This window comes from Streptomyces sp. NBC_01808 (genome assembly GCF_035917395.1).
GTDB lineage: Bacteria > Actinomycetota > Actinomycetes > Streptomycetales > Streptomycetaceae > Streptomyces.
The window spans coordinates 395,430-413,394 of record NZ_CP109072.1; the positions used below are offsets into that span (position 1 = coordinate 395,430).

Here is a 17,965-nt window from a genome sequence, read left to right on the forward strand (position 1 = left end):
AATTCCGTACAGAGGAGCGACGACCAATGTCGGACGAAGCCAAGCTTCGGGAGTACCTGACCCGCGCAGTCGCCGAGCTGCACCAGACGCGGCAGCGCCTGCAGGACGCCGAGACGGCAAGGCAGGAGCCGATTGCGATCGTTTCGATGGCCTGCCGCTACCCGGGCGGGGTGCGTTCGCCGGAGGACCTGTGGCGGCTGGTCGCCGCGGGTACGGACGCGGTGTCGGAGTTCCCGGTCAACCGCGGCTGGGACGTCGAGGGCCTCTACGACCCGGACCCCGACAGGACCGGAAAGAGCTACGCCCGCGAGGGCGGCTTCCTGCACACGGCGGACGAGTTCGACCCCGAGTTCTTCGGCATGAGCCCGCGGGAGGCCACGGCCACGGACCCGCAGCAGCGGCTCCTGCTGGAGGCGGCCTGGGAGACGTTCGAGCGCGCGGGCATCGACTCCCACTCCCTCAAGGGCAGCAAGACGGGCGTCTTCGCCGGGGTCATGTACGACGACTACACCGGCCGGCTCATGCACCAGATCCCGGAGGGCTACGAGGGCTTCCTGGGCAACGGCGGTGCGGCGAGTGTGGCGTCGGGGCGGGTGGCGTACACCTTCGGACTTGAGGGCCCGGCGGTCACGGTCGACACCGCCTGCTCCTCCTCTCTGGTGGGCATGCACCTCGCCGCGCAGGCGCTGCGTAACGGCGAGTGTGAGCTGGCTCTTGCCGGTGGTGTGACGGTGATGGCGACGCCGGGTGTGTTTGTGGAGTTTTCGCGGCAGCGGGGTTTGGCGCCGGATGGGCGGTGCAAGCCGTTTGCGGAGGCTGCGGATGGTACGGGCTGGGGCGAGGGCGTCGGCTTCGTGCTGCTGGAGCGGCTGTCGGACGCGGAGCGTAACGGGCACGAGATCCTTGCGGTGTTGCGTGGTTCGGCGGTCAATCAGGACGGTGCGTCGAACGGCCTGACGGCGCCGAACGGGCCGTCGCAGCAGCGTGTCATCGAGCAGGCCCTGGCCAGTGCGCGGTTGAGTGCGGGTCAGGTCGATGCGGTGGAGGCGCACGGTACGGGTACGACGCTGGGTGACCCGATCGAGGCGCAGGCGTTGCTGGCGACCTATGGTGCGGCGCACAGTGCTGAGCGTCCGTTGTGGCTGGGTGCGGTGAAGTCGAACATCGGGCACACCCAGGCGGCGGCCGGTGTCGCGGGTGTCATCAAGATGGTCGAGGCGATGCGTCACGGGGTGCTGCCTCCCACGCTGCACGTGGATGAGCCCAGCAGCCACGTCGACTGGACCGCGGGCCATGTGTCGCTGCTGACCGAGACGCAGCCCTGGCCGGAGACCGGTGAGCCGCGGCGCTCGGCGGTCTCGTCGTTCGGGATCAGCGGCACCAACGCCCACGTCATCCTCGAAGCCGCGCCGGAGCAGTCTGCCGATGCCGACGCGAAGGCCGAGCCCTCGCCGGTGCCGGTGGTGGTTTCCGCCCGTACGACGGCTGCGCTCGCGGAGGTCGCGGGTCGGCTGGCGTCGTATGTCGAGGAGCACCCGCACGTCGAGGTGGGCGCGTTGGCGGTCGGGCTGTGGTCGGGGCGGGCGAAGCTGGAGCACCGCGCGGGCATCGTCACCGCTGACCGCACCGAACTCTGTGAAGCTCTCACCGCCTTGGCCACCGGTGCCACGCACCCGGCTCTGGTCACCGGCCTGGGCTCGGTCGAGACCGGCGGCCGGCTGGCGGTGATGTTCTCCGGGCAGGGCAGCCAGCGCCCCGGCATGGGCCGCGAGTTGTACGAAACCTTCCCCGCCTACGCCGAGACCTTGGACCAGGTCTGCGCGGCGCTCGACGAGCACCTCGACACCGAGGTCCCGCTACGGGAGGTGATGTTCGCCGAACCCGACAGCGAACACGCCGCCCTCCTTGAGACCACGCTCTACACCCAGCCCGCCCTCTTCGCCCACCACGTGGCCGGCTACCGGCTGCTCCAGACGACCGGCGTCGAGCCCACCGCGCTCGTCGGCCACTCCATCGGCGAACTCTCCGCCGCCCACCTCACCGGCGTCCTGCCCCTCGCCGTAGCCGCCGACATGGTCGCCACGCGAGCGAAGCTGCTCCACACTCTCCCCGACGGCACCGGCATGCTCGCCGTCAACACCGACGCCGACACCCTCGCCCCCTATCTCAAGCGCCACGACGAGGTGGCCATCGCGGCGTACAACTCCGCCACCTCCCTCGCCGTCGCCGGCCCGCACCAGCCGCTCCGAGCGCTCGCCGCGGAGCTGACCGAGGCGGGCATCCGTACCAAGGCGCTGAAGGTCGCGCACGCCTTCCACACCGCTCACACCGAGCCGATCCTCGACACCTTCACCGACCACCTGACAGACCTCTTCGCCCACCACACCCTCGGCGACGCCAGCATCCCGGTCATCTCCAACGTCACCGGCCAGCCCGCCACCAACGACCAGCACCACGACCCCCACTACTGGGCCCAGCACATCCGCCAACCCGTCCACTTCCACCAAGGCGTCACCCACCTCACCGAGACCGACGGCATCAGCCTCTTCACCGAACTGGCACCCCACCCCACCCTCACCCCCCACCTCCCGTCCGGCGTCCGCAGCACCCCCCACCTCCCGGACGAGACCCGCACCCACCTCGCCACCCTGGTCAGCCTCCACACCCACCACCACCCCCTCGACCTCACCCCCCACCTCCCCGACACCGCGGGCAAGCTCCCCGTCCTCCCCACCTATCCCTTCCAGCACCGCCCCTACTGGCTCGACGCGCCCGCCGCGCTCACCAGCGCAACCGACCTCGGCCAACTCGGCACCACCCACGCCCTCCTCAGCGCCGCCGTGCAGCTCGCGGACACCACCGGGGGCCGCTCAGGCTCCGCCGGTACGACGGTCTTCACCGGCCGCCTCAGCCTCTCCACCCACCCGTGGCTCGCCGACCACGCCGTCGCCGGTACGGTCCTCCTCCCCGGCACCGCCCTCGTGGACCTCGCCCTGCACACCGGCGACCACACCGGCGCCACCCACCTGCAAGAGCTGACCCTGCACGCGCCCCTCACCCTGGACGGGGCCGGCATCCACGACGTCCAGGTCACCACCGTCCCCCTCGCCGGGGCAGAGGGCCAGGACGGCGGCCGGTGGCAGGTGACGATCCACTCGCGCCGCCACACCGCGGACGACGCGGAGCCGGAGCCCTGGACCTGCCACGCCACCGGCATCCTCACGACCGACGCCGACGCCTCCGCCCACCCGGTCCCGGCGCTGACCCAGTGGCCGCCGTCCGGCGCGGAGCCCGTGGAGGTCACCGACCTCTACCCCCGCTTGCACTCCGCGGGCTACGAGTACGGGCCGGCCTTCCAGGGCGTCACCGCCGCCTGGCGCGGCCCCGACGGCACCCTCCACGCCGAGATCACCCTTCCCGAGGGCACCGACGCCGCCGGCCACACCATCCACCCCGCCCTGCTCGACGCCGCCCTCCACCCCCTCGCGGCCGAGAACCTCGGCAAGGGCGACAAGGACAGCGCCGACGGCCGGCTCCGGCTGCCCTTCGCCTGGACCGGCGTCACCGTCCACGCCACCGGCGCCACCCACCTGCGCGCCACCCTCGTCCCGACCGGCGAGCACGGCCACGATCTGACCCTGCACACGTGGGACCCCTCCGGCGCGCCCGTCGCCACCGTCTCCGCGCTCAACTCCCGCCCGGTCGACGCTTCGGCGCTCACCGGCGGCCCCCACGCCGACACGGCCACCCGCAACAGCCTCTTCCACCTCGCCTGGAACGCGGCCGCCGCCGAGCAGCACGCCCAGGCCGAGCGGGTGGCACCGGAGCTGGTGGACCTCTACGTCGCGGCTCCCGCCGAGGACGACGGCCCCACCGCCGCGCACGCCGCGGCGGAGGCACTGCTGACCCACGTACAGGGCTGGCTGGCCGCCAACGACCGGACCGACCGCCGTCTCGTCGTCCTCACCCACCGCGCCGTCGCGACCAGCCCGGCCGACGACGTGCACCTCCCGCACGCGCCGCTGTGGGGCATGGTCCGTACCGCCCAGAACGAGAACCCCGACCGCATCCACCTCATCGACACCGACACCGCCGTCGAGGCCGTCACCGGCGGCGACCCCGCCGCCGTCCCCCACCTGCTCGACGCACTGGCGACCGGCGAGCCGCAGCTCGCGCTTCGGCACGAGCAGGTCCTCGTACCCCGGCTGGCCCGCTCCGCCGAGGGGACCGCCGACGCGCTGGCGCTTCCCGCCGGCGAGGAGTCCTGGCGGCTGGACAAGACCGCCTCCGGCACGTTCGACAACCTCGCCTTCCTGCCGAACCCGAACCTCCCCGAGACGCTGGCTCCGCATCAGGTGCGGGTCGCGGTGCGTGCCATCGGGCTCAACTTCCGCGACGCCCTGATCACCCTCGGCATGTACCCGGGCGAGGCGCTGCTGGCCAGCGAGGGCGCGGGTGTCGTGACCGAGGTCGGCGCCGACGTCGCCAATGTCGCGGTCGGCGACCGCGTCATGGGCATGTTCCCGAACGGCGTGGGCGCGCAGACGGTCACCGACCACCGCATGGTCACCGCCGTCCCCGAGGGGTGGTCGTTCACCGACGCGGCCGGGGTCCCGGTGGCGTACCTCACCGCGTACTACGGGCTCAAGGACCTCGGCGGCCTGGCGGCCGGCGAGTCGCTGCTGCTGCACGCCGCCACCGGCGGCGTCGGCTCGGCCGCGCTCCAGCTCGCCCGCCACTGGGGCGCCGACGTCTACGCGACGGCCAGCCCGGGCAAGCACCATCTGCTGTACGCGCAGGGCCTGGACGAGCAGCACGTCGCGTCCAGCCGGTCCCTCGACTTCGAGGACCACTTCCGCGCCCACACCCCGCACCAGGGTGTCGACGTGGTGCTCAACGCGCTCGCCCACGAGTTCACCGACGCGTCGCTGCGCCTGCTGCGCCCCGGCGGCCGGTTCCTGGAGATGGGCAAGACCGACGTCCGCGACCCGCAGACCGTGGAGGCAGACCACCGGGTCCGCTACCAGAACTTCGACCTCATCGAGGCCGGTCCCGACCGCATCCAGGAGATGCTCGTCGACCTGGCCGCGCTGTTCGCCGCGGGCCATCTCACGGCGCCGCGGACCACCTGCTTCGACGTACGCCACGCCCCCAACGCGCTACGGCACCTCAGCCAGGCCCGGCACACGGGCAAGCTGATCCTGACGCTCCCCCGGCCGCTCGACCCGGACGGCACGGTGCTGATCACGGGCGGCACCGGCGGCCTCGCCAGGCTGACGGCCCGTCACCTCGTCGCCGAGCACGGCGTACGCCACCTCCTGCTGGCCTCCCGCAGCGGCCCCGACCACCGCGACGCCGACACCCTGCGCGCCGAACTCACCGAGCTCGGCGCCCAGGTCACCCTCGCGGCCTGCGACGTCACCGACGCCCACGCCGTCCACACCCTCATCGCCTCCGTCGACGAGCGGCACCCGCTGACCGCGGTGATCCACACCCCGGGCGTGCTCAACGACACGGTCCTGACCCAGCTCACCCCGGAGACGCTGCACCCGGTCCTGGCGCCGAAGGTCGACGCCGCGTACCACCTGCACCAGGCGACCCGGCACCTGGACCTGGCCCACTTCGTCCTCTACTCGTCGGCGGCCGGCACCCTGGGCAACCCGGGACAGGCCAACTACGCCGCCGCCAACACGTACTTGGACGCCCTCGCCCACCACCGCACCCAGCAGGGCCTGCCCACCACCAGCCTCGCCTGGGGCTACTGGAAGCACACCACCGACCTCACCCAGCACCTCGGCGACAGCGAGGTGGCCCGCAGCGACGCGGCGCTCAGCACCGAGCACGGTCTGAAGCTCCTCGACGCCGCCCTCGCCACCCCGTCCCCATACCACCTCTGCGTCCCGCTGAACCCGGCCACCCTCCGCACCGGCGACCGCGTCCCCGCCCTCCTGCGCGACCTCGCCCCGCGGGCGCGCCGCCGGGCGGCCGCGGCCGCCGTGCCGAGCGAGGTCTCGGGGCTCGCGCAGCAGCTCGCCGGGCTGTCGGCTGCCGAGCAGCAGCGCCTGCTGCTCGACCTCGTGCGCACCAACGCCGCCGCCGTCCTGGGGCACAGCGACGCCGCCGCCGTGGACGCGCAGGCGCCGTTCAACGCCCTCGGGTTCGACTCCCTCACCGCGGTCGAGCTGCGCAACCGGCTCGACGCCGCCACCGGGCTGCGGCTGCCGGCGACCCTGATCTTCGACTACCCGACCGCGCAGGTACTCGCCGACCACATCGGTGCCGAGGTGCTGGAGTCGGCGCCGCGCGCGGCGGCGGCGCAGGTCGTAAGCGCCGACACCACCGACGACCCCGTCGTCATCGTGTCGATGGCGTGCCGCTTCCCCGGCGACGTGCACTCCGCCGCCGACCTGTGGAAGCTCGTCGCCGAGGGCCGCGAAGGTCTCTCCGGCTTCCCGACGAACCGCGGCTGGGACCTGGAGAACCTCTTCGACCCCGACCCGGCGGCGACAGGCAAGAGCTACACCAGCTACGGCACATTCCTGCACGAGGCCGACGAGTTCGACGCCGACTTCTTCCGGATGAACCCGCGCGAGGCGCTGGCCACGGACCCGCAGCAGCGGCTGCTGCTGGAGACCTCCTGGGAGGCGTTCGAGCGGGCGGGTATCGACCCGGCCACGCTCAGGGGCAGCAGCACCGCGGTCTACGCCGGCGTGATCTACGGCGACTACGCCTCGCGGCTCATGCAGAACGCCCCGGAAGGCTTCGAGGGCTACCTCGGCAACGGCAGCGCGGCGAGCGTCGCCTCGGGCCGGGTGGCGTACACCTTCGGGCTCGAAGGCCCGGCGGTGACGATCGACACCGCGTGCTCGTCGTCGCTGGTCGCGCTGCACCTCGCGGCGCAGGCGCTGCGCAACGGCGAGTGCGACCTCGCCCTCGCGGGCGGCGCCACCGTCATGTCGAGCCCGGGTGCGTTCATCGAGTTCTCCCGGCAGCGTGTGCTGTCCGTGGACGGCCGGTGCAAGGCGTTCGCCGACGCGGCGGACGGTACGGGCTGGGGCGAGGGCGTCGGCCTGGTGCTGCTGGAGCGGCTGTCGGACGCCCAGCGGAACGGGCACAAGGTGCTGGCGGTGCTGAAGGGCTCCGCCATCAACCAGGACGGTGCGTCGAACGGGCTCACCGCGCCCAACGGCCCGTCACAGCAGCGCGTCATCGAGCAGGCGCTGGTCAGCGCCGGGCTGACCCCCGGTCAGGTGGACGCCGTGGAGGCGCACGGCACGGGCACGGCGCTGGGCGACCCGATCGAGGCGCAGGCGCTGCTCGCGACGTACGGGCGCGAGCACAGCCCTGAGCGGCCGCTGTGGCTGGGCTCCATCAAGTCCAACATCGGCCACACCCAGGCCGCGGCGGGCGTAGCGGGCGTCATGAAGATGGTCGAGGCCATGCGCCACGGCACGCTGCCCCCCACCCTCCACGTCAACGAGCCGTCCCAGCACGTCGACTGGAGCTCCGGCACCATTTCGCTGATCACGGAATCGACGCCGTGGCCCGAGAGCGACGAGCCGTACCGGGCGGCGGTGTCGTCGTTCGGCATCAGCGGCACGAACGCACACGTGGTGCTGGAGGCGGCGCCGGTGGAGACCGCGGCTGCGGATGCGCCGTCGGCGGAGCCGGCTCCGGATGAGGAGGCGGGGGCGGCGCCGGTTCCGGTGGTGGTTTCCGCCCGTACGGCGGGCGCGCTGGCGCAGAGCGCCGAGCAGCTCGCGGCGTACGTGGAGCAGCACCCCGAGATCGAAGTGGGCGCACTCGCCGGACGGCTGTGGTCCGGGCGGTCGAAGATGGAGCACCGCGCGGGCATCGTCACCGCCGACCGCGACGAGCTGCGCGAGGCACTGACCGCACTGGCCACGGGTGCCGCGCACCCGGCGCTGGTGACCGGGCCCGGCGCGGTCAACGCGGGCAAGACCGCGTTCGTCTTCCCCGGGCAGGGCTCGCAGTGGACCCGTATGGGCTATCAACTCGCCGCGGACGAGCCTGCTTTCGCAGACCACCTGGCCGCGTGCCGGGACGAGCTGTCGCGTTGGTGCGACTGGGATCTCCTGGAAGTCCTGGCCAGCGAGGACGAACACGCCCTGGACCGCGTGGACATCGTGCAGCCGGCGCTTTTCGCGGTGATGACCGGCATCGCCGAGTTGCTACGCCACCACGGCGTGGAACCGGACGCGGTCATCGGCCACTCGCAGGGCGAGATCGCCGCCGCGTACGTCGCCGGAGCGCTGACCCTGCCCGACGCCATCGCCGTGGTGGCCCTGCGGGCACAGGCCATCACCCGCCTCGCGGGCACCGGAACGATGGCCTCGTTCCCGCTGCCGCAGGACGAACTCCAGGACCTCCCCGACGGCGTGTACGTCGCCGCCGTCAACGGCCCGCACACCACCATCCTCGCCGGCGAGACCCAACCTCTGACCGATTTGGTCGACTCCTATCAGGAGCGGGAGATCCGGGCCCGCCTGATCCCGGTGGACTACGCCTCGCACACCCCCCACGTCGAGGACCTGCGCGAGACGATCATCACGGACCTGGCCGAACGCGCCGGCATCGAGCCGATGGCCCCGACCATCCCGTTCTACTCCACCCACACCGGCGCCCTGCTCGCCTTCGACCAGGACCTGGACGCGGAGTACTGGTTCAACAACCTCCGCCACCCCGTCCACTTCCACTCCACCTTGGAACAGCTCCTCGACGACGGCCACTACACCCTCATCGAGTCCTCTCCCCACCCGGTCATGACCGCGGCCCTGGCCGACACCTTCGAGCAGCGCGCCACCCCGGCCCGCCACCACGCCACCCTCGTCCGCAACGACGACACCAAGGTCCGTTTCCTCACGGCACTCACCGCCCTCCACACCCACCACCACCCCGTCGACCTCACCCCCCACTTCCCGCGGACCGACCACCCCGCCGACCAGGTGCCCGAGCTGCCCACCTACCCGTTCCAGCGGGAGAGCTACTGGCTTCACGGCTCCGCCCAGCTCACCAGCGCGTCCGACCTCGGCCTGGGCACCACCACCCACCCGCTGCTGCACGCCTCCGTCCCGCTCGCGGACGAGACGGGCACGGGCGCCACCGGCACGGTGGTGTTCACGGGCCGCGTCGGCCTGAGCAGCCACCCGTGGCTCGCGGACCACGCCGTCGCGGGTACGGTCCTGCTGCCCGGCACCGCGCTGGTCGACCTCGCCCTGTACGCCGGTGACCACACGGGCGCCACCCACCTCGAAGAGCTGACTCTCCAGGCCCCGCTGGTGCTCCAGGAGACCGGCGCCCGCGACCTCCAGGTCACCGCAGGGCCCCACCCCGACGCGGACGGCTGGCAGGTCACGATCCACTCCAGGACCCACGCCGACGACGAGGCCGAGCCCGAGCCGTGGACCTGCCACGCCACCGGCACCCTCACCGCCGAGCCGGCGGCCCCGGCCGAGCCGTTGACCCAGTGGCCGCCGGCCGGCGCGCAGGCCCTCGACGTGTCGGAGATCTACCCCCGGCTGGCCGCGGGCGGCTACGCGTACGGGCCCGCCTTCCGCGGCGTCACGGCGGCGTGGGCGCAGCCCGACGGCACGCTGCACGCCGAGATCGCCCTGCCCGAGGACACCGACCCCGACGGTCATACGATCCACCCCGCCCTCCTCGACGCGGCCCTCCACCCGCTGGCGGCCCAGGGCGGCGCCAAGACCGGAGGGGAGACGGACGCGCAACTGCGGCTGCCGTTCGCGTGGACCGGTGTGTCCGTCCACGCCACCGGCGCCACCCACCTCCGCGCGACGATCACCCCCACCGGCGACCAGGGCCACGACCTCGCGCTCCGCGCCTGGGACCCCACGGGCGCCCCCGTCGCCACCATCGGCGCCCTCAACACCAGGGCCGTCGACGCCTCGGCGCTGACCAGCGGGGCCGACACCGGCGCCGCGACCCGCAACAGCCTCTTCCACCTCTCCTGGAGCCCTGCCGGGACGGAGCAGGGCGAGCCCGCGGAGCTGGATCGGTACGACGTGTACGTCGCCGCGCCCGCGGGCGAGGACACCCCGGCCGCGGCGCACGTCGCGACCGAGGCGCTGCTCGGCCACGTACAGGACTGGCTGGCCGCCAACGACGAGACGGACCGCATGCTGGCCGTCGTCACCCACCGGGCCGTCGCCACCCACCCGGCCGAGGACGTCCACCTGGCCCACGCCCCGCTCTGGGGGCTGCTCCGCAGCGCCCAGAACGAGAACCCCGACCGCATCCACCTCGTGGACACCGACGCCGTCGGCATCGACCCGCACGGCGGCGCCGCCGGCATCCCGCACCTCGCCGACGCCCTCGCCACCGGTGAGCCCCAGACCGCCGTCCGCGGCGGCCAGGTGCTGGCCGCGCGCCTCGTCCGCGCGACGGGCGCGGAGAGCGGCGTGCTGGACGTTCCGGAAGGCACGTGGAAGCTGGCGAGCGACGGCGACGGCACGCTGGAGGCGCTCGCCTGCCGGCCCGCCCCCGAGTGGGACGCGCCGCTGACCGGCAGCCAGGTCCGCGTGCAACTGCATGCGGTCGGGCTGAACTTCCGCGACACGCTCATCGCGCTCGGCATGTACCCGGGCCAGGCGCCCCTCGGCAGCGAGGGCGCGGGTGTGGTGACCGAGGTCGGCGCCGACGTCACGAGCGTGGCGGTCGGCGACCGCGTCATGGGTCTCATGCCCGAGGGCGCCGGCAGCCGGGCGATCACCGACCACCGGCTGCTCACGCCCGTGCCGGCGGAGTGGTCCTCCACCCAGGCGGCAGGGATTCCGGTGGCCTTCCTGACCGCGTACTTCGCGCTCAAGGACCTCGGGCGGCTGGAGGCCGGCGAGTCGCTGCTGCTACACGCGGCGACCGGGGGCGTCGGCTCCGCCGCGCTCCAACTCGCCCGCCACTTCGGCGCCGACGTCTACGCCACCGCCAGCCCCGGCAAGCACCACCTGCTGTACGCGCAGGGTCTGGACGAGCACCACATCGCGTCCAGCCGCACGCTGGGCTTCGAGGACCACTTCCGCACCCACGGCCCGGACCAGGGCGTGGATGTCGTCCTCAACGCCCTCGCCCACGAGTTCACCGACGCCTCCCTGCGCCTCGTACGCCCCGGCGGCCGGTTCATCGAGATGGGCAAGACCGACATCCGCGACCCGCAGGCGGTCCAGGCCGAACACGGCGCCGGGTACCGGAACTTCGACCTCATCGAGGCGGGCCCCGACCGCATCCAGCAGATCCTGGCGCACCTGACCGAGCTGTTCGCCGAAGGTGTGCTGACCCCGCTGCCCACCACCTCGTTCGACGTACGGCAGGCTCGCCAGGCCCTGCGCTACCTCAGCCAGGCCCGGCACACCGGAAAGCTGATCCTGACCCTCCCCCGGCCGCTCGACCCGAACGGCACCGTGCTCATCACCGGCGGCACCGGAGTCCTCGCCGGACTGACGGCACGTCACCTCATCAACGAGCACGGCGTACGCCACCTCCTCCTGGCCTCCCGCAGCGGCCCCGACCACCCCAACGCCACCGCGCTCCGCGACGAGTTCACCGGGCTCGGCGCCCACGTCACCCTCGCGGCCTGCGACGTCACCGACGCCGACGCCGTACGCACCCTCGTCGGCTCCATCGGCGACGACCACCCGCTGACCGCCGTCATCCACACCGCGGGCGCGCTGAACGACACCGTCCTGAGCCAGCTCACCCCGGACGACCTGCACCCGGTCCTGGCGCCGAAGGTCGACGCCACGTACCACCTGCACGAGGCGACCCGGCACCTCGACCTGGCGCACTTCGTCGTCTACTCCTCCGCGGCCGGCACCCTCGGCAACCCGGGGCAGTCGAACTACGCCGCCGCCAACACCTACGTGGACGCCCTCGCCCACCACCGCAACCGGCTCGGCCTGCCGACCACCAGCCTCGCCTGGGGCTACTGGAAGCAGGCCACCGGCCTCACCCAGCACCTCACCGCCGACCAGCAGGGCCGCACCGGCAAGCCGCTCACCACCGAGCACGGCCTGCGCCTCTTCGACGTCGCGCTCCGGGACCGGCCCGAGTCGACGCTGGTCTGCATGCCGATCGAGCCGGCGGCCCTGCGCCGCGCGCCCAAGGTGCCGGCGCTGCTCCGCGACCTCGTACCGGCCACCGCGCGCCGCGCGACCGCCGCGGGCGCGAGCGCGGTACGACGCTCCGGGCTGGCCGAGGAACTGGCCGGGCTCGGCGAGGCCGAGCAGGACCGGCTGGTGCTGGACCTGATCCGGAGCAACGTCGCGGCGGTCCTCGGCCACGCGCGTCCGGAGACCATCGACCCGCAGCGCCCCTTCAAGGAGCTGGGCTTCGACTCCCTCACCGCCGTCGAGCTGCGCAACCGGCTCACCAACGCCACCGCACTCCAGCTCCCGTCCACGCTGGTCTTCGACCACCCGACGCTCACCGAGCTGTCGGCGTTCCTGCGGGGCAAGCTGCTGGACGAGCAGCCGCGGCTGCGCGCGGCGAAGCAGGTCGCGGCCGTGGCCGACGACGACCCGATCGTGATCGTCTCGATGGCCTGCCGCTACCCCGGCGGGATGCGGCGGCCCGAGGACCTGTGGAGGCTGGTCTCCGAGGGCGTCGAGGCGATCGGCGACCTGCCGGACGACCGCGGCTGGGACCTCGACGACCTCTACGACCCGGACCCGGACGCGCCGGGCAAGATGTACACCCGCAAGGGCGCGTTCCTGTACGACGCCGGGCGGTTCGACGCGGACTTCTTCCACATGAACCCGCGCGAGGCCCTGGCCACTGACCCGCAGCAGCGGCTGCTTCTGGAGACCGCCTGGGAGGCATTCGAGCGGGCGGGCATCGATCCCACCAGCCTCAAGGGCAGCAGCACCGGCGTGTTCGCGGGCGTCATCTCGCAGGACTACCTGATGCGCATGCACGACGCGCCGGACCACCTGGAGGGCTACTTCGCCACGGGCGGCTCCGCGAGCATCGCCTCGGGCCGGGTGGCGTACACCTTCGGTCTTGAGGGCCCGGCCATGACCGTGGACACGGCCTGCTCGTCGTCGCTGGTCGCCCTGCACCTCGCGGCGCAGGCGCTGCGCAACGGGGAGTGCGATCTCGCCCTCGCCGGCGGCGCGACCATCATGGCCACCCCCGGCACCTTCCAGGTCTTCTCCCGCCAGCGCGGCCTCGCCGCCGACGGCCGCTGCAAGCCCTTCGCCGACGCGGCGGACGGCACCGGCTGGGGCGAGGGCGTCGGCCTGGTGCTGGTCGAGCGGCTGTCGGACGCGCGGCGCAACGGACACGAGGTGCTCGCCGTCGTCCGCGGCTCCGCGGTCAACCAGGACGGCGCGTCGAACGGCCTCACCGCGCCCAACGGCCCGTCGCAGCGCCGCGTCATCGAGCAGGCGCTCGCCAACGCGGGGCTGAGCGGCGACCAGGTCCACGCCGTCGAGGCGCACGGCACGGGCACGACGCTGGGCGACCCGATCGAGGCGCAGGCGCTGCTGGAGACGTACGGCCAGGCGCACTCCGAAGAGAATCCGCTGTGGCTGGGCTCCATCAAGTCCAACATCGGCCACACCCAGGCCGCGGCCGGTGTCGCCGGCGTCATCAAGATGGTCGAGGCCATGCGGCACGGTGTGCTGCCCCCGACGCTCAACGTCGACATGCCCACGAGCCATGTCGACTGGGACGCGGGCCACATCGAGCTGCTGACGGAGGCCCGCCCCTGGACGGAGGAGAGCGGACCGCGGCGTGCGGCGGTGTCGTCGTTCGGCATGAGCGGCACCAACGCGCACCTGATCCTGGAAGCGGCCCCGGCCCTGCCGGAGGCCGAGGCTGAGCCGGAGGCGGGGGCGGCGCCGGTTCCGGTGGTGGTTTCCGCCCGTACGGCGGGCGCGCTGGCGCAGAGCGCCGAGCAGCTCGCAGCGTACGTGGAGCAGCACCCCGAGATCGAAGTGGGCGCACTCGCCGGACGGCTGTGGTCCGGGCGGTCGAAGATGGAGCACCGCGCGGGCATCGTCACCGCCGACCGCGACGAGCTGCGTGAAGCACTGACCGCACTGGCCACGGGTGCCGCGCACCCGGCGCTGGTCACGGGACCGGGGTCGGTGGCCGCGGGCAAGACGGCGTTCGTCTTCCCCGGGCAGGGCTCACAGTGGACCCGTATGGGCTACGAACTGGCCACCGAGGAGCCGGTCTTCGCCGCACATCTGGCCGCGTGCCGCGACGAGCTGTCGCGTTGGTGCGACTGGGATCTCCTGGAAGTCCTGGCCAGCGAGGACGAACACGCCCTGGACCGCGTGGACATCGTGCAGCCCGCGCTCTTCGCCGTGATGACCGGCATCGCCGAGTTGCTACGCCACCACGGCGTGGAACCGGACGCGGTCATCGGCCACTCGCAGGGGGAGATCGCCGCCGCGTACGTCGCCGGAGCGCTGACCCTGCCCGACGCCATCGCGGTCGTCGCCCTGCGGGCACAGGCCATCACCCAACTCGCGGGCACCGGCACCATGGCCTCGTTCCCGCTGCCCCAAGACGAACTGGGCGACCTGCCCGAGGGCGTCCACGTGGCCGCCGTCAACGGCCCGCACACCACCATCCTCGCCGGCGAGACCCAGCCGCTCACGGACCTCGTCAACTCCTATCAGGAGCGGGAGATCCGGGCCCGTCTGATCCCGGTGGACTACGCCTCGCACACCCCCCACGTCGAGGACCTGCGCGAGACGATCATCACGGACCTGGCCGAACGCGCCGGCATCGAGCCGATGGCACCCACCATCCCGTTCTACTCCACCCACACCGGCACCCAGCTCGCCTTCGACCAGGACCTGGACGCGGAGTACTGGTTCAACAACCTCCGCCACCCCGTCCACTTCCACACCACCTTGGAACAACTCCTCGACGACGGCCACTACACGCTCGTCGAGTCCAGCCCTCACCCGGTGATGACCGCGGCCCTGGCGGACACCTTCGAGCAACACCCCACCGCCGCCCACCACCACGCCACGCTGATGCGCAACAACGGCGCCAAGACCCGCTTCCTTACTACTCTCACCACCCTCCACGCCCACCACCACTCCGTCGACCTCGCCCCCCATCTCCCGCAGTCGGCGAGCGCGCTGCCGAGCCTTCCCACCTACCCGTTCCAGCACCAGCCCTACTGGCTGAACGCCCCGGCCCGGCTCGCCAGCGCCACCGACCTCGGCCTCGCTACGACGACCCACCCGCTGCTGCACGCCGCGGTCCAGCTCGCCGACGGTACCGAAGGCGGCGCGGGCACCACGGTGTTCACCGGCCGGGTCAGCCTGAGCAGCCACCCGTGGCTCGCCGACCACGCCGTCACCGGGACCGTGCTGCTGCCCGGTACCGGCCTGGTCGACCTGGCCCTGTACGCCGGTGACCACACCGGCGCCACCCACCTCGAAGAGCTGACGCTCCAGGCACCGCTGGTGCTCCAGGAGACCGGCGCCCGCGACCTCCAGGTCACCGCCGCACCCCAGGGTGGATCCGACTCGTCCGGCACGGGCCGGTGGCAGGTCACCGTCCACTCCCGCCCGCACACCGACGAGGCCGAGCCCGAGCCCTGGACCTGCCACGCCACCGGCACCCTGACCGCCGAGCCGGCGGCCCCGGCCGAGCCGCTGACCCAGTGGCCGCCGGCAGGCGCGGAGCCCTTCGAGGTCGGCGCGCTCTACCCGGAGCTGGCCGCGGCTGGCTACGAGTACGGCCCGGTCTTCCAGGGCGTGACCGCGGCCTGGAAGGAAGCCGACGGGACCCTGCACGCCGAGATCGCCCTCCCGCAGGGCGCCGACGCCTCCGGCCACACCCTCCACCCCGCGCTCCTCGATGCCGCACTGCACCCCCTCGCGGCGCACAACGACGGGGCGGACGGGCAGCTCCGGCTGCCGTTCGCGTGGAGCGGTGTGTCGGTCCACGCCACCGGTGCCACCGGGCTACGCGCCACCCTCGCCCCCACGGGCGAGCACGGCCACGACCTCGCCCTCCGCGCCTGGGACACGACGGGCGCGCCGGTGGCGACGGTCTCGGCGCTGAACACCCGGCCCATCGACGCCGCGGCGCTCAGCGCCCGTAGCAGCGAGGACACCCGCAACAGCCTGTTCCACCTCGGCTGGAGCCCGGCCACCGCCGATCAGTCGGCGGTGGTGGATCCGGACCGGGTGGACGTGTACGTCGCCGTCCCGGCCGCCGAGGACTCCCCGGCCGCGGCGCACGTGGCGACCGAGGCGCTGCTCACCCACCTGCAGAGCTGGCTGTCCGACAACGACGAGACCGACCGCCGCCTCGCGGTCCTCACCCACCACGCGGTGGCCACCGACCCGGCCGAGGACATCCACCTCGCCCATGCGCCGCTGTGGGGCCTGGTCCGTACGGCCCAGAACGAGAACCCCGACCGCATCCACCTCATCGACACCGACACCACCGGCATCGAGCCCGGGACGCAAGCGGCCGACGTCCCGCACCTCACCGACGCACTGGCCACGGGCGAACCGCAACTCGCCCTCCGGGACAACACGGTCCTCATCCCCCGCCTCACCCGCTCCACCGACGACGCCGCGACGGAGTCCCGGCCACTCGACCCGGACGGCACCGTGCTCATCACGGGCGGCACCGGCGGTCTCGCAAGCCTGACGGCACGTCACCTCATCACAGAGCACGGCGTACGCCACCTCCTGCTGGCCTCCCGCAGCGGCCCCGACCACCCCGGCGCCGACGCCCTGCGCGCCGAACTCACCGACCTCGGCGCCCAGGTAACCCTCACCGCCTGCGACGTCACCGACGCCGACGCCGTACGCACCCTCGTCGGCTCCGTCGACGAGCAGCACCCGCTCACTGCCGTGGTCCACACGGCCGGTGCCCTCAACGACGCCACCCTCACCCAACTCACCCCCGACGACCTGCACCCCGTCCTGGCACCCAAGGTGGACGCCGCGCACCACCTCCACGAGGCGACCCGGCACCTGGACCTCGCCCACTTCGTCCTCTACTCCTCCGCCGCCGGCACCCTCGGCAACCCCGGCCAGGCCAACTACGCCGCCGCCAACACCTACCTCGACGCCCTCGCCCACCACCGCACCAGGCAAGGGCTCCCCACCACGAGCCTCGCCTGGGGCTACTGGCAGCACACCACCGACCTCACCGGCCGCCTCACCACCCACCAGCAGAACCGCACCGGCACCCCGCTCACGACGGAGCACGGGCTGCGCCTCCTCGACGTCGCGCTGACCACCTCCGCGTCCCACCACCTGTGCGTACCGCTCAACCCGAGCACCTTGCGCACCGCACCCCACCTGCCCGCGCTCCTCCGCGACCTCGTACGGGCCCCCCGCCGTACGGCCGCGGCGCCGACCGCGGGCGTGCCCGGCGGCACCGCGCTGGCGGAGCAGCTCGCGGCGCTGCCCGAGCCGGAGCAGCGGCACAAGGCGGTCCTCGATGTCGTACGGAGCAACATCGCCGCGGTCCTCGGCCACGGCACCGCGGAGACGATCGACCCGCACCGCCCGTTCAAGGAGCTGGGCTTCGACTCCCTCACCGCCGTCCAGCTCCGCAACCAGCTCACCACCACCACCGCACTCCGCCTCCCCGCAACCCTGATCTTCGACCACCCCACCCCCGACGCCCTGGCCGGCCGGATCCTGGCGGACCTGATGCCGGAGGCGGTCAGCGCGTCGCGCCGGGTGATCGCCGATCTGGACGCGCTGGAGCTGGAGCTGAAGCAGCTCGCGGCGGACGAGGCGGAGCGCTCGCGGATCACGCTGCGGCTGCAGACGCTGCTGTCGAACTGGAACGACGCACGTCCAGCCCCGGCCGAGGACGTGAGCAACAAGATCCAGGAGTCGTCCACGGAGGAGATCTTCGACTTCATCGACCGGCAGCTCGGCCGTACGGACGGCAGCGAGGCACCTTCGACGCCCGGACAGTGAAAGGCCGG

The 17,965-nt window shown here is 73.0% G+C and carries 1 protein-coding gene; it reads left to right on the plus strand.

Going from position 1 to position 17,965, the window contains the following annotated elements; translation table 11 throughout:
- The first annotated feature begins 26 nt into the window (after positions 1-26).
- Positions 27-17,957: an SDR family NAD(P)-dependent oxidoreductase gene (locus OG946_RS01510; protein WP_326794337.1), complete on the plus strand. Its 17,931-nt coding sequence runs from the start codon at positions 27-29 to the stop codon at positions 17,955-17,957.
- Positions 17,958-17,965: the final 8 nt, after the last annotated feature.